Source organism: Pseudomonas sp. HMWF032, from assembly GCF_003060885.1.
Classification (GTDB): domain Bacteria; phylum Pseudomonadota; class Gammaproteobacteria; order Pseudomonadales; family Pseudomonadaceae; genus Aquipseudomonas.
Genome location: NZ_QAIG01000005.1, coordinates 807313 through 827068 on the forward strand (window position 1 = coordinate 807313; position 19756 = coordinate 827068).

The following is a 19756-nucleotide window of genomic DNA, read 5'->3' on the forward strand; positions in this document are numbered from 1 at the left end:
AGCAGGTGTTGCCATGATCCCCAGAACGATTTTCAGCTCCGAACACGAACAGTTTCGCGACAGCGTGCGCAAGTTCCTTGAGCAGGAAGCCGTGCCTTTTCACCACCAGTGGGAGAAGGATGGCCATATCGATCGCGCGCTGTGGAGCAAGGCGGGGGAGGCGGGGATGCTCTGCTCGCATATACCGGAAGAATATGGCGGCATGGCGGCGGATTTTCTCTACAGCACGGTGGTAATCGAGGAGGTCGGTCGCCTGGGGCTGACCGGCATTGGTTTCTCGCTGCATTCGGACATCGTCGCCCCCTATATCCTGCATTACGGCAGTGAAGCGCAGAAGCAGCATTACCTGCCCAAACTGGTGTCCGGTGAGATGGTCACCGCCATCGCCATGACTGAGCCCGGTGCCGGTTCCGACCTCCAGGGCGTGAAAACCACTGCCGTGTTGGAGGGTGATGAGTATGTGATCAATGGCTCGAAGACCTTTATCACCAATGGATTCCTCGCTGATCTGGTGATCGTGGTGGCCAAGACCGATCCGAAAGCCGGTGCCAAGGGCACCAGCCTGTTTCTGGTCGAGGCCAATACCCCGGGTTTCTCCAAGGGCAAGCGTCTGGAAAAGGTCGGTATGAAGGCTCAGGACACCTCCGAGCTGTTCTTCCAGGATGTGCGCGTGCCCAAAGAAAATCTGTTGGGTCAAGCGGGTATGGGTTTCGCCTACCTGATGCAGGAGTTACCGCAGGAGCGTTTGACTGTCGGGGTAGGGGCTCTGGCGTCAGCCGAGGCGGCGCTCAAGTGGACGCTTGAATACACCCGTGAGCGCAAGGCCTTCGGCAAGGCAATTGGTGACTTTCAGAACACCCGCTTCAAGTTGGCGGAGATGGCCACTGAGATTCAAGTTGGTCGTGTGTTTGTCGATCGCTGCCTGGAGTTGCACCTGAATAAGAAACTGGATGTGCCGACCGCCGCGATGCTCAAGTACTGGGGGACTGACCTGCAGTGCAAGGTGTTGGATGAGTGTGTGCAGTTGCACGGTGGCTACGGCTATATGTGGGAATACCCGGTGGCGCGTGCCTGGGCTGATGCGCGGGTGCAGCGTATCTACGCCGGCACAAACGAGATCATGAAAGAGATCATCGCCCGCTCGCTGTGATCATGCGTTGAGTAAAAAGCCCGGTAATCGCCGGGCTTTTTTATGTCTCTGGTATCGGTCAGGGTGCCGGGTTGGGCTGGGCTTTGTGGATCGCCTCGATGCAGGCCATTACCTCGGCGGACAGTGTCAGCTCGCTGCTGGCCAGGTTGCAGTCCAGTTGCTCCAGGCTGGTTGCGCCGATGATGTTGCTGGTGACGAAGGGTTGTGTGGTAACAAAGGCCAGGGCCATCTGCGCTGGATCCAGGCCATGTTTGCGCGCTAGATCGACGTAACGTGCGCAAGCGCTTTCCGATTCCGGATTGGTGTAGCGAGCAAAGCGGTTGAACAGGCTGATCCGTGCATTGGCTGGGCGTGCGCCGTCTGCGTACTTGCCGCTGAGCATGCCGAAGGCCAGGGGGGAGTAGGCGAGAAGGCCGCATTGTTCACGGATGGCGATTTCCGCCAGGCCCACTTCGAAGCTGCGGTTAAGCAGGTTGTAGGGGTTTTGAATCGATACGCTGCGCGGCCAGCCGCGTTGCTCTGCCAGCTGCAGGAACTTCATGGTGCCCCACGGCGTTTCATTGGACAGGCCAATATGGCGAATTTTTCCGGCTTTGACCTGCTCGTCCAGGGCTTCGAGGGTTTCCTCCAAAGGCGTGTATTCGCTGTGCTGGTGGCGATAGCCGAGTTGGCCGAAGAAGTTGGTTGGGCGTTCCGGCCAGTGCAGCTGATAGAGGTCGATCCAGTCGGTCTGCAGGCGTTTGAGGCTGGCATCCAGCGCTGCAACGATGTGCGCACGGTTATGTTTGAGTTGGCCGTCGCGGATGTAGCTGATGCCATTACCTGGGCCGGCGATCTTGCTGGCCAGCACCCAGTCATTACGATCACCGCGTTGTTGGAAGTAGTCACCGATGATCTGTTCGGTCTTGCTGTAGGTCTCGGCACGCGGGGGCACTGGATACATTTCCGCCGTATCGATGAAATTCACCCCGTAAGCCTTGGCGCGTTCGATCTGGGCGAAACCCTCGCTGGCACTGTTCTGCTCGCCCCAGGTCATGGTGCCCAGGCACAGGCTGCTGACCTTGAGATCGGTACGGCCGAGTTGACGGTAATCCATTGCAAGCTCCTTGAATAAAGTGGGTTGGCATAATCGTGTTGAAATTCTCCGCGCAATCTGCATAATTGCGCACCTCTTTCTGCAGTGGAAGTGATGCGCCGCCTGCCGAAGAATCTTGCCGTATTACGGACGCGCTGACCCGAGCCCCCGATAGCGCCTGTTTTCGGCTGCCTTTGACCTTGTCAAAGTACGCACTATTCAGTAAGATCCGCCGTCTTATTTATCAGGGCGGCCCCTGAGGCTATAAAGAATGAAAACTTTTACTGCTAAACCGGAAACAGTTAAGCGCGACTGGTTTGTCGTCGACGCTGCAGGTCAGACCCTGGGTCGTCTGGCTACCGAAGTTGCAAGCCGTCTGCGTGGCAAGCACAAGCCTGAATACACTCCGCACGTTGATACTGGCGACTATATCGTCATCATCAATGCCGAGCAGATTCGTGTTACTGGTGCCAAAACCACTGACAAGATGTACTACTCCCACTCCGGTTTTCCGGGCGGCATCAAGTCGATCAACTTTGAAAAGCTGATCGCTAAAGCCCCTGAGCGCGTGATCGAGACTGCGGTAAAAGGCATGCTGCCGAAGAACCCGCTGGGTCGCGACATGTACCGTAAGCTGAAAGTCTATGCGGGTGCTGCTCACCCTCATACCGCTCAGCAGCCCCAAGAACTGAAGATTTAACGGAATAGTTCATTATGTCGGCGACTCAAAATTACGGCACTGGCCGTCGCAAGACTGCAACCGCTCGCGTTTTCCTGCGTGCTGGTACTGGCAAAATCTCCATCAACAATCGTGCTCTCGATACCTTCTTCGGTCGCGAAACTGCCCGCATGGTAGTTCGTCAGCCGCTGGAGCTGGTTGAGATGGTCGAGAAATTCGACGTTTACGTTACTGTTGTTGGTGGTGGTGTAAGTGGTCAAGCTGGCGCAATCCGCCACGGTATCACTCGCGCTCTGATGGACTACGACGAGGCTCTGCGTCCGGCTCTGCGTAAAGCAGGTTTCGTGACTCGCGATGCACGTGAAGTTGAGCGTAAGAAGGTTGGTCTGCGTAAAGCGCGTAAGCGTCCGCAGTACTCCAAGCGTTAATTCGCTACCTGCGTTCAAAAAAACGCCCAGCACCATTCGGAGCTGGGCGTTTTTTTATGGGTGTCGAAAGCTTGTGCGGCATCATGCCGCATCCGCGGATGCCCTGATTTGTAAGGGGTTGAGTCTGTTGTCCGTGGGTAATTACCTTGTCAGTAAAGGGGCTTTTCTTTACCATTTGGCAAATTTTTTGCGCGACTCGATTTTTACCTAGTATAGGCCTGACCAACAGGCCATAAAGCTGATGGGAGACGACTGAATGAGCAATGACGGCGTGAATGCAGGCCGGCGTCGCTTTCTGGTAGCGGCCACCTCTGTGGTGGGCGCTGCAGGAGCGGTGGGTGCCGCGGTCCCGTTCGTGGGGTCCTGGTTCCCAAGCGCCAAGGCTAAAGCTGCCGGAGCACCCGTTAAGGTGAACGTCAGCAAAATTGAGCCGGGCCAGCAGATGGTTGCTGAGTGGCGGGGGCAGCCGGTTTTTATCGTGCGCCGTACCGAGGAAATTCTCAGTAATCTGGTGAAAATCGAGGGTCAGTTGGCTGACTTCGATTCCAAGGCATCGGAACAACCGAGCTATGTCGACCCGAAAACCCGCTCAATCAAACCAGAGGTTTTGCTGCTGGTAGGCCTGTGTACTCACCTGGGTTGTGCGCCATCCTTCCGTCCGGAAGTGGCCCCGGCGGATCTGGGTGCAGACTGGGTTGGTGGCTATTTCTGCCCATGCCACGGTTCGCGCTACGACCTCGCAGGGCGTGTCTACAAGGCTCAGCCGGCACCCTTGAATCTGCCTGTACCGCCGCACACGTATGAGTCGGATGATGTAATCATCATCGGTGTGGATCAGGAGAAAGCATGATGAATAAATTCATGGAATGGGTCGATGCGCGCTTTCCCGCGACCAAAATGTGGGAAGACCATCTCTCCAAGTATTACGCGCCAAAGAACTTCAACTTCTTCTACTTCTTCGGCTCCCTGGCATTGTTGGTTCTGGTTAACCAGATCGTTACCGGTGTCTGGCTGACCATGAGCTATAACCCGTCGGCTGAAGAGGCGTTTGCTTCGGTCGAGTACATCATGCGTGATGTGGAGTACGGCTGGATTCTGCGCTACATGCATTCCACCGGTGCTTCGGCGTTCTTCGTGGTGGTCTACCTGCATATGTTCCGCGGTCTGCTTTACGGCTCTTATCAGAAGCCGCGTGAGTTGGTGTGGATCTTCGGCATGCTGATCTACCTGATGCTCATGGCTGAGGCCTTCATGGGTTACCTGTTGCCGTGGGGCCAGATGTCCTACTGGGGTGCCCAGGTAATCATCTCGCTGTTCGGTGCCATTCCGGTGATCGGTGCGGATCTGACTCAGTGGATTCGCGGTGACTACCTGATTTCCGGTATCACCTTGAACCGCTTCTTCGCCCTGCACGTTGTGGCTCTGCCGATCGTAATTCTCGGCTTGGTGGTGTTACACATCCTGGCGTTGCACGAAGTGGGTTCAAACAACCCAGACGGCGTCGACATCAAGAAGAAAAAGGGCGAAAACGGCATTCCGCTCGACGGCATCGCCTTCCACCCGTACTACACCGTTAAAGATATCGTCGGTGTTGTGGTGTTCCTGTTTGTCTTCTGCTTCGTGATCTTCTTCTTCCCGGAAATGGGTGGCTATTTCCTCGAGAAGCCGAACTTCGAAGCGGCCAACCCGTTCAAGACCCCCGCGCATATTGCGCCGGTTTGGTACTTCACCCCGTTCTACGCGATTCTGCGTGCGGTGCCAGACAAGCTGCTGGGTGTTATTGCCATGGGTGCGGCTATTGCAGTGCTGTTCGTGCTGCCATGGCTGGATCGTAGTCCGGTCAAGTCGATGCGTTACAAGGGCTGGATGAGCAAGGTCTGGCTGCTGATCTTCTGCGTGTCCTTCGTGATTCTGGGCGTGTTGGGTGTGCTGGCTCCGACGCCGGGCCGTACGCTGTTGTCGCAGGTATGTACCTTCCTGTACTTCGCGTACTTCATCCTGATGCCGTTCTACACCAAACTCGAGAAGACCAAACCGGTTCCGGAAAGGGTGACTGGCTGATGAAAAAGCATTTTGCAGCATTAATTATTGCGCTTCTGCCAGGCCTGGGTTTTGCCGCTGGTGGTGTTGAGTATCCACTGGACAAGGTTGATATCGATCTGGCAGACAAGGTGGCTCTGCAAGATGGTGCTCGTACCTTCGCCAACTACTGCATGGGTTGCCATTCGGCCCAATACCAGCGCTATGAGCGCGTCGCCAATGATTTGGGGATCCCGCATGAGGTCATGCTGGAAAACCTGGTTTTCAACGGCGCCAAGATTGGCGAGCACATGAAAATCGGCATGAAGCCGGCAGACGCCAAGGCCTGGTTCGGCGCGGCGCCGCCTGACCTGACCCTGGTCGCTCGTGTACGTGGTAACGACTGGTTGTACACCTACCTGCGCACCTTCTATGAAGACACTGCGCGTCCGCTGGGTGCCAACAACAAGGTGTTCCCGAATGTGGGCATGCCGAACGTGTTGGTGGCCCTGCAGGGCCGTCAATACATCGGTTGCAAGCAGGTTCAAGTGGTTGAGGATGGCAAGAAGCTGTTCGATCCGCTGACCGGCACGCCGATCACCCACGAGGCCTGTGATCAACTGACCATCGAGCCTAAGACTGGCCAGTTGAGCACTGAAGAGTTCGATGAAAAGATCCAGAACCTGGTGACCTTCCTCGCCTACTCGGCCAATCCGGTCAAATTGCAAAGTCAGCGTATCGGTACCTACGTTCTGCTGTATCTTGCCTTCTTCTTCGTGTTCGCCTATCTGCTCAAGCGCGAATATTGGAAGGACGTGCATTAATCCTTTGCATCTCCGCTGTTGACCTGCGCGCCCCTTTGGGCGCGCAGGTCTTTCTGCTTCACATAACTTTATAAGCGAGGAGGATCGCCATGGGCGTGACCAATCGGTTGGCCTGTTACTCCGACCCCGCCGACCACTATTCCCACCGCGTACGCATTGTGCTCGCCGAGAAGGGTGTCAGCGCCGAAATCATCAGTGTCGAGAAGGATCGCTACCCGGCCAAGCTGCTGGAGGTTAATCCCTACGCCAGCCTGCCAACGCTGGTGGATCGTGATCTGGCGCTGTATGAGTCAACGGTGGTGATGGAATATCTGGATGAGCGTTACCCGCATCCGCCGTTGTTGCCGGTGTATCCGGTGGCGCGTGCGAATAGCCGGCTGCTGATTCATCGTATCCAGCGTGACTGGTGTGCTCAGGTTGACCTGATTCTTGATCCGCGTAGCAAGGAGGCGGCCCGTGCTTTGGCGCGCAAGGAGTTGCGCGAGAGTTTGACTGGCGTGTCGCCGCTGTTCGCTGATAAGCCGTATTTTCTCAGTGACGAGTTGAGCCTGGTCGACTGCTGCCTGCTGCCCATTCTTTGGCGTTTGCCGATTCTGGGAATAGAGTTGCCAAAGCCGGCCAAACCGTTGCTCGATTACATGGAGCGTCAGTTTGCCCGTGAGGCATTTCAGATCAGCTTGTCACCTGCTGAACGTGACATGCGTTAACCCAAGGAGGTTGTCATGAAGTCGAGCCGTCCTTATCTGGTGCGTGCCCTCTATGAGTGGATCGTGGACAACGATTGCACCCCGCACCTGCTGGTGAATGCTGAGTTTCCCGGTGTTCAGGTGCCCGCCGGCTTTGCCAACGATGGACAGATTGTCCTTAATGTTTCGCCCACGGCTGTGCGTCATCTGCATATGGATAACGAAGCGGTGAGCTTTGAGGGGCGCTTTTCCGGTGTGCCGCAGAGTCTATATATCCCTGCGGCTGCAGTGCTGGCGATCTATGCGCGGGAGAATGGTCAGGGCATGGTGTTTGATGCGGAGTCGCCGATGCTTGATGGCGATGAAATCGAAGATCCGGATGAGCAAAGTCCGCCGGATGATGAGCCGCCGCGCCCCAGTGGTAGGCCCAGTCTGAAAGTGGTCAAGTAACCATAAAAAAGGCGATCCGAGGATCGCCTTTTTTATGGTTGCCGCACGGGCGGTTTTGCTGGTGCTATCAGTTGGTGTACTGGAACAGCTTCACCACTTTCTGTACGCCGGATACGCTTTGCACCAGGTTGGTGGCGTGCGTGGCTTCGGCTTGCGAGACCAGGCCGAGCATATAGACGATACCGTTTTCAGTGATCACCTTGATGCGCGAGCCTGGCACGGCGCTGTCGGCTAGCATCTGGGTCTTGATGCGGCTAGTCAGCAACGAGTCATTGCTGCGCACCAGCAGCGAAGTGGGCTGCAGAACCTGCAGTTCGTTGTGCACCTTCTTCACGTTGTTGACGCGGCGGGCGGCCTGTTCGGCCATGCCCTTGAGGTCGTTGCGCGGTGTCTGGCCCGCGAGCAGAACTACACCGTTGTAGCTGGTGACGACAATATGCGACGTCGGGCTGGTCAGATCGATGTGCGCGCGGGCAACGCTGGAACTGACTTCCGAAGGGATGAACTGGTCGTCGATCTTGTTGCCGACGCTGCGGTTGCCGCAGCCGGCCAGGGCGAGTGCCAGCGCAAGGGCGGCAAGGATCAGCGGTGAACGGGTCATTCTTCACTCCCAAACAGTTGGCTGTCGATCAGGTCGCACAGGCAGTGGATGGCCAGCAGGTGGACTTCCTGAATGCGTGCGGTGACTTTCGAGGGGACGCGGATCTCCACGTCTTCCGGCAGTAGCAGTGAAGCCATGCCGCCGCCATCGCGGCCGGTGAGAGCCACCACGGTCATCTCGCGGTCGTGGGCGGCCTGTATGGCCTGGATCACGTTGGCTGAGTTACCGCTGGTGGAAATCGCCAGCAGCACGTCGCCCGGCTGGCCGAGTGCGCGAATCTGCTTGGAGAACACCTCGTTGTAGCTGTAATCGTTGGCAATCGAGGTGATGGTCGAGCTATCGGTGGTTAGAGCGATGGCTGGCAAGCTGGGGCGCTCGCGCTCGAAGCGGTTGAGCAGCTCGGAGGAGAAGTGCTGGGCGTCGCCGGCAGAGCCGCCATTACCGCAGGAGAGAATCTTGCCCTCGCTGAGCAGTGCCTGAACCATGGCCTGGCTGCCTTGCTCGATAAAGGGGATGAGCACTTCCATGGCCTGCTGCTTGGTTTCAATGCTGGCTTGGAACAGGTGGCGAATACGGGCTTGCATGTCCATTGGAGATATAACCTTCAGTGTGGCTTCTGTTCAGGTATCAAAGGCGTTTTGAATCCAGTCCAGTTGCGCGGGGGCTTGGCTGTCGGCGTTTATGGCAATCACATCAAAGCGGCATGGGTACTTGGCCCAGCGTGATTCTTGTTGCAGGAAGTGCTGAGCGGCGCGGCTGAGTTTCTCACGTTTGCGTGCATCCACGCTCTCTGCTGCGCCGCCCCAGGCGCTATAGCGCCGATAGCGAACTTCTACGAATACTACTGTATCGGCGTCGAGCATGACCAGATCGAGCTCACCAAGGCGGCAGCGCCAGTTCTGTGCCAGCAGACGCAGGCCATGCTGTTCGAGATGCTGCCGCGCCTGGGCTTCGGCAGCATCACCGCGTTGTTGCGTGCTAATACGCTCGCTCAATTGATGCTTTCAGGCAGGGGCTGGACCTGGCCATCGCGGAACGCGGCCCAGGGTAGCTGGCGCTCGATACGCTGGTGCGGGTTCAGGCTCAGGTTGCCGGACAGGCCCTGCAGGCGAGTCTCGGGCAAGGCTTTGAGTTGGTTCAGGCGCGGTGCCAGGAGGTAAGCGTCTGCGCCCATGGCATACAAGCGGCCGAGGCTGCCACCGGCCTGCGGCCATTGCGTACTGGCTTGCTGGCGCAGTGGGTCGTTGACGTTCAGCAGCCAGGGGGTTTCACAGAACATGATGCCGTTGAGGTCGATGTACTGCGCCTGGTTATAGGTGCCGGTAAACAGGTGTGATGTGGCATACACCGGTACATCGCCGGCGTACTGGAAGGCCAGGGTCGGTTTGATCTGCTGGGCCTGCTGTGGAGTGGCGGCGAGGAAAATAAAGTCGACATCACGGCGGCGTGACGGAGCGGCGGCTACCGAGGTGCCCAGGGTGTTCTGCAGGCGCTTGCTGCGCGCCTCGCTTTCGCGCAGCTGGAACAGGTCGGCGATCTGCCGGGCCAGCTCGACAGGCTGATCAACATGTTCGGCCGCAATCAGAGTGCCGCCCTGGGCTTGCCAGCTCTGGCGGAAGGCGGCGAGTACGCGGTCGCCCCATTCGCCGTTGGGCACCAGCGCTACGGCGCGGCGCATGCCGTCGGCCCAAGCGCGCCGGGCGACTTCGCGGGCTTCGTCCTCGGCAGCGAGGCCGAACTGGAACAGTTGCGCCGGACCTTCCTGGCTGCCTTCGCTGTAGTTCAGGGCGAGGGTGGTGATGGGCAGTTGTTCGCGGCTGCTCAGTTGGCTGACCAGGTTTTTCTCCAGGGGGCCGATTACCAGTTGTACGCCGGCGGCCTTAGCCTGGGCGTAGAAGGCGTCCATGGAACCTATGCGCGAGCTGTCAAAAATCTGAATGTTCGGAGGGTTCTGTCCGGCTTGCTGTGCTTGGTAGTGGGCTGCCAGAAAGCCGTCGCGCAACGCACGCGCCACGCTGGCCAGTTGGCCATCTTGTGGCAGCAGCAGGGCGATCTCGGTCAGTGGTTGGCTGGAGAGCTTTTTCAGCTCGACCAGCGCCTGCGGCAGTTGTTGCGCGGCAGGGTGCTGCGGGTTGGCTGCAACCCAGGCATCAATAGCGGTTTGCTGCTGCTCCAGGGTGCCGGCGCTCTTGGAGGCGCGGGCCAGCTCCAGCCAGCCGTCGAGGTCGGCATCACCGCTGGCTTGCAGTTCGCTTTGTGGCAGGCTGGAAACCAGGGTCCAGATGGCTTCCAGGTTGTGTGCAGCGCTGGCGCCACTGAGCAGTGGGGCGATATAGGCGCGTTCGCGCGCTGCGGCCAGGGTCTGCCCGGTGGCTTGCAGGGCGTTGGCGCGTACCAGCTGGCTGCGTACCTGCTGTTCAACCGGCAGCTCGCCGAGGCGTTCCATGCTCGGGTGGCTGAGGGCGCGCAGGGCGGCTTTGGGTTTGTTGCGGCTCATGTCCAGTTCGGCACGCAGGGTGCTGGTGTAGATCTGCTGAGCGGGCTTCAGGTGTTCCAGTTGCACCTGCTCCAGAATGCTGCTGGCGCGGGCTAAATCCTTCTGTTTATAGGCCAGATCTGCCGCCGACAAACGCAGTGCCGCGCCTTGCTCGACGGGGCTCTCGGCCGCTTGCTGCAGCAGTTGTTCGATGCTGGCTTGTGGTGTGCGTGGCAGCTCGCCCAGGGTCGATGAAGGTTGGCTGGCGCAGGCGGCGAGCAAGCCAGCAAGGCAGAGGATGGAAAGGGGGCGCAGGCAGGCGATCATGTAAGCGTTCCTGATACTTGATCAAATTGAGCCTTGAATTGTACCCAAGCCCGCCGGGTGGCGCGATGTCGAAGGTTGGAAACGGGCTACAATGCGCGCTTTGTTGATTTTGAGAGGCCTGTGCTGTGACCACTTCCGCTGCTGCAAATGTGCCTTTGGGCCGTCTTTATGTGGTGGCTACGCCCATTGGCAACCTAGATGACATCAGCACGCGGGCGTTGACTATCCTGCGCAGCGTGGCTCTGATCGCCGCAGAAGACACTCGTCATTCCGCACGGCTGATGCAGCACTTTGGCATCGGCACCCCGCTGGCAGCCTGTCATGAGCACAACGAGCGCGATCAGGGTGGGCGCTTTCTTGCGCGGTTGCTCGAGGGTGACGATGTGGCGTTGATCTCCGATGCCGGCACTCCGCTGATTTCTGATCCGGGCTATCACCTGGTGCGCCAGGCGCGCGCTGCTGGTGTTGCGGTGGTTCCAGTGCCGGGCGCCTGCGCGCTGATTGCTGCGCTGTCTGCTGCGGGCTTGCCCTCGGATCGCTTTATCTTCGAGGGTTTTCTGCCTGCCAAGGCGGCAGGGCGTCGCGCACGTCTTGAGCAGGTAAAGGAAGAACCGCGTACGCTGATCTTCTATGAGGCGCCGCACCGCATTCTCGAGTGTCTGCAGGATATGCAGGCAGTTTTCGGCGATGAGCGTCCGGCCTTGTTGGCGCGTGAGCTGACCAAGACCTTTGAGACGCTCAAGGGTATGCCGTTGGCTGAACTGGCCGCTTGGGTGGCTGCCGACAGTAATCAACAGCGCGGTGAATGTGTGGTGTTGGTGGCAGGTTGGCAGGCGCCCGAAGGTGAAGAGGCGGTCAGTGCTGAAGCGATGCGTGTGTTGAATCTGCTGTTGGCCGAAATGCCGCTGAAGCGTGCGGCAGCGCTGGCGGCGGAGATCACTGGAGTGCGCAAGAACTTGCTCTATCAGGTTGCCCTGGAGCAGCAGAAAGACGTTTAAACCTTGTTCTATCGGGCGCGGGCCGTTAACCTTGCCCGCGGAGAGTCGATCGGGCAGTCGCTGCCGTATTGCGTTCTGCGTAATGCGGGGGAGGAAAGTCCGGGCTCCATAGGGCGGAGTGCCAGGTAACGCCTGGGAGGCGTGAGCCTACGGAAAGTGCCACAGAAAATAACCGCCTAAGCATTTCGGTGCCGGTAAGGGTGAAAAGGTGCGGTAAGAGCGCACCGCGCGACTGGTAACAGTTCGTGGCTAGGCAAACCCCACTCGGAGCAAGACCAAATAGGGTTCCATTGGCGTGGCCCGCGCTGGAACCGGGTAGGTTGCTAAAGGCGTGCAGTGATGTACGTCGTAGAGGAATGACTGTCCTCGACAGAACCCGGCTTACAGATCGACTCTCCACCCTTCCTCATTTATCCGCTTCACTGCTTCGCTTCCTTTCTAATACCGAAAAAATCTTACTCTTAATAAATCACTTTAACTTTGAAGTTCAGCTCGCTGTATCGGCTTGTTTTTGTGTCCGAAACTTCGAGTTTTTCCTCCGTTTCGCCTCTCTGAAAGTTTGCTAAATCGCCGTTCTATAAGGATTTTTCCCGCCAAGCGTGCCTTGACGGTGGGGTGCGTGCGTTCCTATAGTGTGCGCGAGTGGTAAGAAGTGGCACAAAGTGGGTTTCTTAGGCACGGATAGCTAATAAAAAGGGGAAACGCGATCGTGTTTCGCGGAGCTAACGCCATCAGTCTCGACGCCAAAGGGCGACTCGCGATGCCAAGTCGGTATCGGGATGAGCTTGTGTCGCGTTGTGCCGGTCAGCTCATTGTCACGATTGATGCCATTGATCCTTGTCTGTGTGTCTATCCGTTGTCCGAGTGGGAGCTGATTGAAGCCAAGCTCCGCGAGCTCGCTTCTTTTCGTGAAGAAAACCGCCGTCTGCAGCGTTTGCTGATTGGCAACGCTGTTGACCTTGAGCTGGATGCCAGTGGTCGTTTCCTGGTGCCGCCCCGTCTGCGTGAGTACGCCAAGCTGGACAAGCGCGCGATGCTGGTCGGTCAACTCAATAAATTTCAACTGTGGGACGAAGATTCCTGGAATGCCGTGGCCGATGCCGATCTGGCCGCGATCAAGCAACCAGGTGCTCTGTCCGACGACCTACGTGACTTGATCCTGTGACCATGACCAGCAACTTTCGCCATATCACCGTGCTACTCGACGAGGCTGTCGAAGGGCTGGCTGTGCGCGCGAACGGTTGCTACCTGGATGGCACCTTTGGACGTGGCGGGCATAGCCGGCTGATTCTGGAAGGGCTCGGGCCAGACGGTCGCTTGCTGGGGTTTGACAAAGATCCCCTGGCAATCGCGACCGGGAATGCGCTGGCGGCCGAAGACGGCCGCTTTGTCGTTGTGCAGCGCAGCTTTGCCGAGCTGGGTGACGAACTAGTACAGCGCGCTCTGGCAGGCAAAGTCAGCGGTATTCTGTTGGACCTGGGCGTGTCATCGCCGCAGCTGGATGACGCCGAGCGCGGCTTCAGTTTTATGAATGACGGTCCGCTGGATATGCGCATGAACCCGGATGCCGGTGTCAGCGCGGCAGACTTCATCGCCAGCGCCGCTGAAGAAGAAATCGCCCGGGTTTTCAAGGAGTACGGCGAAGAACGCTTCGCCAAACGCATGGCCCGTGCAGTCGTGTTGCGTCGCGCCGAGCAGCCGTTTACCCGCACCGCCGACCTTGCTCAGGTGTTGACTGTCGCCAATCCTGCCTGGGAAAAGGGCAAGAATCCGGCGACTCGCGCCTTCCAGGGGCTGCGCATCTATATCAACAACGAATTGGGTGATCTGGAAGGCGGCCTCGACGCCGCTCTGGAAAACCTTGAGGTGGGCGGTCGCCTGGTGGTGATCAGCTTCCATTCGCTGGAAGATCGCATCGTCAAACTCTTTATGCGCAAGCATGCCAAGGGTGAGGTGGACAAGCTGCCGCGTGATCTGCCGATCATCCCGAAAGCGTTTGAGCCGCGCCTGAAACTGATCGGCAAGCCGGTGTTTGCTTCCGAGGCTGAGCTTGCGGCCAATCCGCGTTCGCGCAGCGCTGTAATGCGCATTGCCGAGAAAGTGCGATGAGCGCGCTGTTCGCTAAGCCATTGCCCGGCGGTAGTCTGCTGATGCTGCTGCTGTTCTTGGCTGTGCTGGTGTCGGCCGTAGGGGTTTCCTACAGCGCGCACTGGAATCGCCAGCTGCTCAATGAGCTGTATGCCGAGCTCAGCGTGCGCGACAAAGCGCAGGCTGAGTGGGGTCGGCTGATCCTCGAGCAAAGCACCTGGACGGCGCACAACCGTATCGAAACCCTCGCCACTGAGCGCCTGAGCATGCGGATTCCGGATGCCGCCGAAGTGCGTATGGTGGCGCCATGATGGGGCTTGAAGGCGCACTCTACCCTTGGCGGTTCCGTCTGGTGCTGCTACTGCTGGCCCTGATGGTGGGCGCGATCGCCTGGCGTATTGTCGACCTGCAAGTGTTCGATCAGCGCTTCCTGCAGGCCCATGGCGATGCGCGCAGCGTTCGGCATATCCCGATTCCGGCGCACCGCGGCCTGATCACCGATCGCAATGGCGAACCTTTGGCCGTAAGTACCCCAGTTATCACCTTGTGGGCTAACGGCAAGGAACTGCAGAGTGGCCAGGCCAAGTGGAATGCACTGGCGGCTGCCCTGGGGCAGGAGCCCAAGGCCTTCAGTGTGCGGCTGCAGGCCAATGCCGAGCGCGAGTTTATGTACCTGGTGCGCGGGCTGACGCCGGAGCAGGGGCAGCGCATTCTCGATCTGAAAGTGCCAGGGGTGTATGGCATTGAAGAGTTCCGCCGCTTTTATCCGGCTGGTGAGGTAGCTGCCCATGTGGTGGGCTTTACCGACATTGATGACCGCGGCCGCGAGGGCATGGAACTGGCCTTCGAGGACTGGCTGGCCGGCGTGCCAGGCAAGCGTCAGGTGCTCAAGGATCGGCGCGGGCGGCTGATCAAGGATGTCCAGGTGGCACAGAATGCCAAGGCCGGTAAGGCCTTGGCATTGTCGATTGACCTGCGCCTGCAATACCTGGCGCACCGCGAGCTGCGCAATGCCGTCACCGAGTTCGGCGCCAAGGCCGGCAGCCTGGTGTTGCTCGACGTGCAGACCGGCGAAGTGCTGGCCATGGTCAACCAGCCGACCTACAACCCGAATAATCGCCGCAACCTGCAGCCGGCGGCCATGCGCAATCGGGCAATGATTGATGTGTTTGAGCCCGGCTCGACCGTTAAGCCGTTTTCCATCGCCGCCGCCCTTGGCTCTGGTCGCTGGACGCCGGAAATGACCGTGGATACTGCTCCCGGCAGTCTGCGTATCGGCCGTTACACCATCCGTGACGTGTCGCGTGGCGGTGTGCTTAACCTGACCCAGATTCTGATGAAATCGAGCAACGTCGGCATCAGCAAGGTGGCGTTCGATATTGGTGCCGAGCCTATCTACGCCGTGATGCAGCAAGTCGGTTTGGGCCAGGACACGGGTCTGAGCTTCCCCGGTGAGCGCGTTGGCAATCTGCCCAACTACCGGGTCTGGAAACAGGCCGAGACCGCCACCCTGGCGTACGGCTACGGCCTTTCGGTGACAGCCGTGCAGCTGGCGCATGCCTACTCGGTGCTGGCCAACGACGGCAAGAACGTTCAACTGTCGATGGTGCGGCTGGACCGTCAGCCGGTCTCGACTCAAGTGATTGATGAGCAGATCGCCAAAACCGTGCTTGGCATGCTTCAGGCCGTGGTTGAAGAGCCGGGCGGCGGCGGTGCGCGGGCCAAGGTGCCGGGTTACCACGTCGGCGGCAAGAGCGGCACCGCGCGTAAAGCCGCTACCGGCAGCAAGGGCTATGTCGACAAGGCTTATCGCTCGTTCTTCGCGGGTGTCGCACCCATCGACAACCCGCGTATTGCCGCTGTGATCATGATCGATGAACCAAGCGAAGGCGGTTACTACGGTGGCCTGGTTTCTGCACCGGTGTTTGGCAAGGTCATGGCCGGTGCGCTGCGGCTGATGAACGTTGCACCGGATAATCTGCCGCCACCTGATGCGGTGAAGGTCGAAACCGTCGCTGCTGCACCCGTTAAAGGAGGGCGTATCTGATGCCCATGCCGCTTAATCAGCTGTTGCCGGAAGCCGCCAGCTCAACCCTGATTCGCGAATTGACCCTGGACAGCCGCAAGGTGCGTCCGGGTGACCTGTTTCTGGCTGTGCCGGGCACCCAGCAAGATGGTCGCGTGCACATTGCCGATGCCGTTGCCCGCGGCGCGGCCGCTGTAGCCTACGAGGTGGAGGGCGCTGCCGTGATGACCGCGCACAGTGCGGAGCTGGTTGCGCTCAAAGGTCTGGCCAGTCAGTTGTCGGCGATTGCCGGGCGCTTCTATGGCGAGCCAAGCCGTGGCCTGCACCTGATCGGTATTACCGGCACCAACGGCAAGACCAGCGTCAGCCAATTGCTGGCCCAGGCGCTGGACCTGCTTGGCGAGCGCTGCGGTATCGTCGGCACCCTCGGCAATGGTTTCTACGGCGCGCTCGAGCAGGGCCGTCATACCACACCTGACCCGATTGGCGTGCAGGCCACCCTGGCTGACATGAAGAACGCCGGTGCTCGCGCCGTGGCCATGGAAGTCTCGTCACACGGCCTGCATCAGGGACGTGTGGCTGCCCTGGCGTTTGATGTGGCGGTGCTGACCAACCTGTCCCGTGATCACCTGGACTATCACGGTTCTATGCAGGCCTACGCCGAGGCGAAAGCCACGCTCTTCGCCTGGTCGGACCTGCGTTGCCGGGTGCTCAACCTGGATGATGCCTTTGGTCGTGAACTGGCCGCTGCGGAGCACGACTCCCGGCTGATCAGCTACAGCCTGATCGACGCCGACGCCTATCTGTATTGCCGCGATGCGCAGTTTGACGAGCAGGGTGTGCGCGCCACGCTGGTCACCCCGCGCGGTGAAGGCAGCCTGCGCAGCTCGCTGCTCGGGCGCTTCAACCTGAGCAACCTGCTGGCGGTGGTTGGTGCGCTGCTCGGCCTGGATTACCCGCTGGATGAAATCCTCAAAGTGCTGCCGCAGCTGCAGGGCCCTATTGGCCGTATGCAGCGCCTGGGCGGTGGCAAGTTGCCTTTGGTCGTTGTGGATTATGCGCACACGCCAGATGCGCTGGAAAAAGTCCTCGAAGCCCTGCGCCCGCATGTCAAAGGCCGCCTGCTGTGCCTGTTCGGCTGTGGTGGCGACCGTGACAACGGTAAGCGCCCGCTGATGGCAGCGGTGGTCGAGCGCCTCGCTGATGCGGTACTGGTCACCGATGACAACCCACGCACCGAAGCCCCTGCACAGATCTTCAAAGACATTCGCGCCGGTTTCGCCACACCTGAGGCCGTGCAGTTCGTCCATGGCCGTGGTCAGGCGATTGCTCAGCTAATCGCCAGCGCGTCTGCCGATGATGTGCTGGTGATGGCCGGTAAGGGGCATGAGGACTATCAGGAAATCAACGGCGTGCGTCAGCCATTCTCCGATCTGGTCGAAGCAGCCAACGCGTTGGCTGCATGGGAGGTGGCGCATGCTTAAGGCGCTGCGGTTGAGCGAAGTGGTGGGGCCACTGAGCGCCCGAGTGATCGGGGGCGATGTGGTGTTCAGCGCCGTCAGCAGCGACAGCCGCGCCATTCAGCCAGGCCAGCTGTTTGTCGCCCTGGCCGGCCCGCGCTTTGATGGCCACGACTACCTGGCTGAAGTCGCCGGCAAAGGTGCAGTGGCGGCGCTGGTTGAGCGTGAAGTGGCGGATGCGCCGCTGCCGCAACTGTTGGTCGCCGATACCCGTGTGGCCCTGGGGCAGTTGGGCGCCCTGAATCGTCAGGCGTTCACTGCGCCGGTGGTCGCCATCACCGGTTCCAGCGGCAAGACCACCGTCAAGGAAATGCTCGCCAGCATCCTGCGCGAAGGCCTGCAAGGTCTGGTGCTGGCCACCCGTGGCAACCTCAATAACGACCTTGGTGCGCCGCTGACCCTGCTGGAGTTGGCGCCTGAGCATGTCGCTGGTGTCATCGAACTGGGTGCCAACCATGTCGGCGAGATTGCTTACACCGTCAGCCTGACCAAGCCCCAGGTGGCCGTGCTGAATAACGCCGGCACTGCGCATGTGGGTGAGTTTGGCGGCCCAGAGAAAATTGTTGAAGCCAAGGGCGAGATACTCGAAGGCTTGAGCGACAGCGGTGTGGCCGTGCTCAACCTTGATGACCGGGCCTTTACCATCTGGCAGCAGCGCGCCAAAGGTCGCCGCGTCAGCAGTTTCGCCCTGGTTAATCCGGCGGCTGACGTTTACGCCAGCGAGCTGGCCCGCGATGCTCGTGGCTGCTCGGCGTTTACCCTGCATTGCGCCAGCGGTCAGGCCCGCATCCAGCTCAATCTGCTTGGTGAGCACAATGTGGCCAACGCCCTGGCCGCGGCTGCTGCCGCTCTGGCGCTGGGGGTTGCGCCTGTGGCAATCAAGGCCGGCCTGGAAAACCTGCAACCGGTCAAGGGTCGCGCCGTTGCGCAGATTGCACCGAGTGGCCTGCGCGTGATCGACGACAGCTACAACGCCAACCCGACTTCGGTCTGCGCCGCCATCGATATCCTCGCCGGTTTCCCCGGCCGCCGCGTGCTGGTGTTGGGTGACATTGGCGAGCTGGGTGCGTGGGCCGAGCAGGGCCATCGCCAGGTCGGCAGCTATGCGCTGGGTAAGGTCGATGCGGTGTATGCCGTTGGCCCGCTGATGGCGTTTGCCATTGAAGAATTCGGCACAGATGGCCGGCATTTTGCCGACCAGGCCAGCCTGATTGCGGCGCTGCAGAGCGAGCAGGGCGACACCACTGTTCTTATTAAAGGTTCACGCAGCGCCGCGATGGAAAACGTCGTGGCGGCACTGTGTGGCACGTCTGGGGAGGTTCACTAATGCTGCTGCTGCTGGCGGAATACCTGCAACAGTTCCACAAGGGTTTCGCAGTGTTCCAGTACCTGACACTGCGCGGCATTCTCGGCGTGCTCACGGCGCTGGCCTTGTCGCTGTGGCTCGGTCCATGGATGATCCGCACCTTGCAGATTCGCCAGATCGGCCAGGCGGTGCGCAATGACGGCCCACAGTCGCATCTGTCGAAGAAGGGCACGCCAACCATGGGGGGGGCGCTGATTCTGTCGGCCATTGCTTTCAGCACCCTGCTCTGGGCTGACCTGTCCAACCGCTATGTGTGGGTCGTGCTGGCCGTCACCCTGCTGTTTGGTGCCATTGGCTGGGTCGACGATTATCGCAAGGTGATCGAAAAGAACTCGCGGGGCCTGCCGAGTCGTTGGAAGTACTTCTGGCAGTCGGTGTTCGGTCTGGGGGCGGCCCTGTTCCTTTATATGACTGCGCAAAGCCCGGTGGAAACCACCCTGATCCTGCCGATGATCAAGGATTTCGGTCTGGAGCTGGGCCTGGGCTTCGTGGTCCTGACCTACTTCGTGATCGTCGGGTCGAGCAACGCTGTCAACCTCACTGACGGCCTCGACGGCCTGGCCATTCTGCCTACCGTGATGGTCGGCGGCGCGCTGGGGATTTTCTGCTACCTGTCGGGCAACGTGAAGTTCGCCGAATACCTGTTTATTCCCTACGTGCCGGGTGCAGGTGAACTGATCGTGTTCTGCGCCGCCCTGGTCGGCGCTGGTCTTGGCTTCCTCTGGTTCAACACCTACCCGGCGCAGGTGTTTATGGGCGACGTCGGTGCCCTGGCCCTGGGCGCGGCCCTGGGCACCATCGCGGTGATCGTCCGTCAGGAAGTGGTGCTGTTCATCATGGGCGGCATCTTCGTGGTGGAAACCCTGTCGGTGATCATCCAGGTCGCCAGCTTCAAACTGACCGGCAAGCGCGTGTTCCGCATGGCGCCGATCCATCACCATTTTGAACTGAAAGGCTGGCCCGAGCCGCGCGTGATCGTGCGTTTCTGGATCATCACCGTGATTCTGGTGCTGATCGGCCTTGCCACCCTGAAGCTGCGTTGA

The 19756-nt window shown here is 59.6% G+C and carries 21 protein-coding genes and 1 other RNA gene; 17 read left to right on the forward strand and 5 right to left on the reverse strand.

Annotated elements, in window-relative coordinates; translation table 11 throughout:
• The first annotated feature begins 13 nt into the window (after positions 1-13).
• The gene (locus tag DBR00_RS06495) at positions 14-1150 is read left to right on the forward strand and encodes an acyl-CoA dehydrogenase family protein (protein ID WP_108489410.1); all 1137 of its coding nucleotides are present in this window, start codon (positions 14-16) and stop codon (positions 1148-1150) included.
• A gap of 58 nt (positions 1151-1208) precedes the next feature.
• Here the strand turns inward: DBR00_RS06495 and DBR00_RS06500 are convergent, their stop codons facing one another.
• Positions 1209-2246: an NADP(H)-dependent aldo-keto reductase gene (locus DBR00_RS06500; RefSeq protein ID WP_108489409.1), complete on the reverse strand. Its 1038-nt coding sequence runs from the start codon at positions 2244-2246 to the stop codon at positions 1209-1211.
• A 250-nt stretch (positions 2247-2496) separates the two neighbouring features.
• On the opposite strand from DBR00_RS06500, the gene rplM reads away from it, so the two are divergent.
• The 7 genes from rplM (at position 2497) to DBR00_RS06535 (ending at position 7311) form a co-directional block, all read left to right on the forward strand.
• Positions 2497-2925, forward strand: coding sequence for a 50S ribosomal protein L13 (rplM, locus tag DBR00_RS06505; protein WP_090382254.1), 429 nt, complete (start codon positions 2497-2499; stop codon positions 2923-2925).
• 14 nt (positions 2926-2939) lie between these two features.
• Entirely contained in the window at positions 2940-3332 is a 393-nt protein-coding gene (gene rpsI / locus DBR00_RS06510; RefSeq protein ID WP_108489408.1) for a 30S ribosomal protein S9, read from the forward strand.
• A 256-nt stretch (positions 3333-3588) separates the two neighbouring features.
• Positions 3589-4182: a ubiquinol-cytochrome c reductase iron-sulfur subunit gene (gene petA / locus DBR00_RS06515; RefSeq protein WP_090249148.1), complete on the forward strand. Its 594-nt coding sequence runs from the start codon at positions 3589-3591 to the stop codon at positions 4180-4182.
• Positions 4182-5393 carry a cytochrome bc complex cytochrome b subunit gene (locus DBR00_RS06520; RefSeq protein WP_108538027.1) on the forward strand — a complete coding sequence of 404 codons (1212 nt, stop codon included), beginning with the start codon at positions 4182-4184 and terminating at the stop codon, positions 5391-5393. The genes petA and DBR00_RS06520 overlap by 1 nt, the downstream gene beginning before the upstream one ends.
• The gene (locus tag DBR00_RS06525; RefSeq protein WP_108486146.1) at positions 5393-6175 is read left to right on the forward strand and encodes a cytochrome c1; all 783 of its coding nucleotides are present in this window, start codon (positions 5393-5395) and stop codon (positions 6173-6175) included. The genes DBR00_RS06520 and DBR00_RS06525 overlap by 1 nt, the downstream gene beginning before the upstream one ends.
• A gap of 89 nt (positions 6176-6264) precedes the next feature.
• Positions 6265-6882 carry a glutathione S-transferase N-terminal domain-containing protein gene (locus DBR00_RS06530; protein ID WP_108486147.1) on the forward strand — a complete coding sequence of 206 codons (618 nt, stop codon included), beginning with the start codon at positions 6265-6267 and terminating at the stop codon, positions 6880-6882.
• A gap of 15 nt (positions 6883-6897) precedes the next feature.
• Positions 6898-7311, forward strand: a complete 414-nt coding sequence (locus tag DBR00_RS06535; RefSeq protein WP_108486148.1) for a ClpXP protease specificity-enhancing factor — start codon at positions 6898-6900, stop codon at positions 7309-7311.
• Positions 7312-7378: 67 nt separating this feature from the next.
• Here the strand turns inward: DBR00_RS06535 and DBR00_RS06540 are convergent, their stop codons facing one another.
• Genes DBR00_RS06540 through DBR00_RS06555 form a run of 4 tightly spaced genes read right to left on the reverse strand, consistent with a single transcriptional unit; the run spans position 7379 to position 10715 of the window.
• On the reverse strand, positions 7379-7912 hold the full coding sequence (locus tag DBR00_RS06540; RefSeq protein ID WP_108486149.1) for a BON domain-containing protein: 534 nt from the start codon (positions 7910-7912) through the stop codon (positions 7379-7381).
• Positions 7909-8502 (reverse strand): phosphoheptose isomerase, encoded by a 594-nt coding sequence (locus DBR00_RS06545; RefSeq protein WP_090249136.1) that lies wholly within the window; start codon positions 8500-8502, stop codon positions 7909-7911. Before DBR00_RS06545 ends, DBR00_RS06540 begins: the two co-directional genes overlap by 4 nt.
• A 30-nt stretch (positions 8503-8532) precedes the next feature.
• Positions 8533-8907: a YraN family protein gene (locus DBR00_RS06550; protein ID WP_177479917.1), complete on the reverse strand. Its 375-nt coding sequence runs from the start codon at positions 8905-8907 to the stop codon at positions 8533-8535.
• The gene (locus DBR00_RS06555; RefSeq protein WP_108486150.1) at positions 8904-10715 is read right to left on the reverse strand and encodes a penicillin-binding protein activator; all 1812 of its coding nucleotides are present in this window, start codon (positions 10713-10715) and stop codon (positions 8904-8906) included. Before DBR00_RS06555 ends, DBR00_RS06550 begins: the two co-directional genes overlap by 4 nt.
• 149 nt (positions 10716-10864) lie before the next feature.
• Between DBR00_RS06555 and rsmI the strand changes: the two genes are divergently transcribed.
• The 9 genes from rsmI to mraY all read left to right on the forward strand — a co-directional run bounded on the left by rsmI (position 10865) and on the right by mraY (position 19756).
• Entirely contained in the window at positions 10865-11713 is an 849-nt protein-coding gene (gene rsmI, locus DBR00_RS06560; protein WP_177479956.1) for a 16S rRNA (cytidine(1402)-2'-O)-methyltransferase, read from the forward strand.
• A gap of 41 nt (positions 11714-11754) precedes the next feature.
• An RNA gene (gene rnpB, locus DBR00_RS06565) (RNase P RNA component class A) lies at positions 11755-12113 on the forward strand.
• A gap of 309 nt (positions 12114-12422) precedes the next feature.
• Complete coding sequence (gene mraZ, locus DBR00_RS06570) at positions 12423-12878, forward strand: division/cell wall cluster transcriptional repressor MraZ (RefSeq protein ID WP_108489631.1); 456 nt, start codon at positions 12423-12425, stop codon at positions 12876-12878.
• A gap of 2 nt (positions 12879-12880) precedes the next feature.
• Entirely contained in the window at positions 12881-13822 is a 942-nt protein-coding gene (rsmH, locus tag DBR00_RS06575; RefSeq protein ID WP_177479919.1) for a 16S rRNA (cytosine(1402)-N(4))-methyltransferase RsmH, read from the forward strand.
• Positions 13819-14112, forward strand: a complete 294-nt coding sequence (gene ftsL, locus DBR00_RS06580; protein ID WP_108489633.1) for a cell division protein FtsL — start codon at positions 13819-13821, stop codon at positions 14110-14112. Before rsmH ends, ftsL begins: the two co-directional genes overlap by 4 nt.
• Entirely contained in the window at positions 14109-15848 is a 1740-nt protein-coding gene (locus DBR00_RS06585; RefSeq protein ID WP_371920621.1) for a peptidoglycan D,D-transpeptidase FtsI family protein, read from the forward strand. The genes ftsL and DBR00_RS06585 overlap by 4 nt, the downstream gene beginning before the upstream one ends.
• A complete protein-coding gene (locus DBR00_RS06590) occupies positions 15848-17311 on the forward strand; it encodes a UDP-N-acetylmuramoyl-L-alanyl-D-glutamate--2,6-diaminopimelate ligase (RefSeq protein ID WP_108489635.1) in 1464 nt (487 codons plus the stop codon). Before DBR00_RS06585 ends, DBR00_RS06590 begins: the two co-directional genes overlap by 1 nt.
• Complete coding sequence (murF, locus tag DBR00_RS06595; protein ID WP_108489636.1) at positions 17304-18674, forward strand: UDP-N-acetylmuramoyl-tripeptide--D-alanyl-D-alanine ligase; 1371 nt, start codon at positions 17304-17306, stop codon at positions 18672-18674. The genes DBR00_RS06590 and murF overlap by 8 nt, the downstream gene beginning before the upstream one ends.
• Positions 18674-19756, forward strand: a complete 1083-nt coding sequence (gene mraY, locus DBR00_RS06600; protein WP_108489637.1) for a phospho-N-acetylmuramoyl-pentapeptide-transferase — start codon at positions 18674-18676, stop codon at positions 19754-19756. The genes murF and mraY overlap by 1 nt, the downstream gene beginning before the upstream one ends.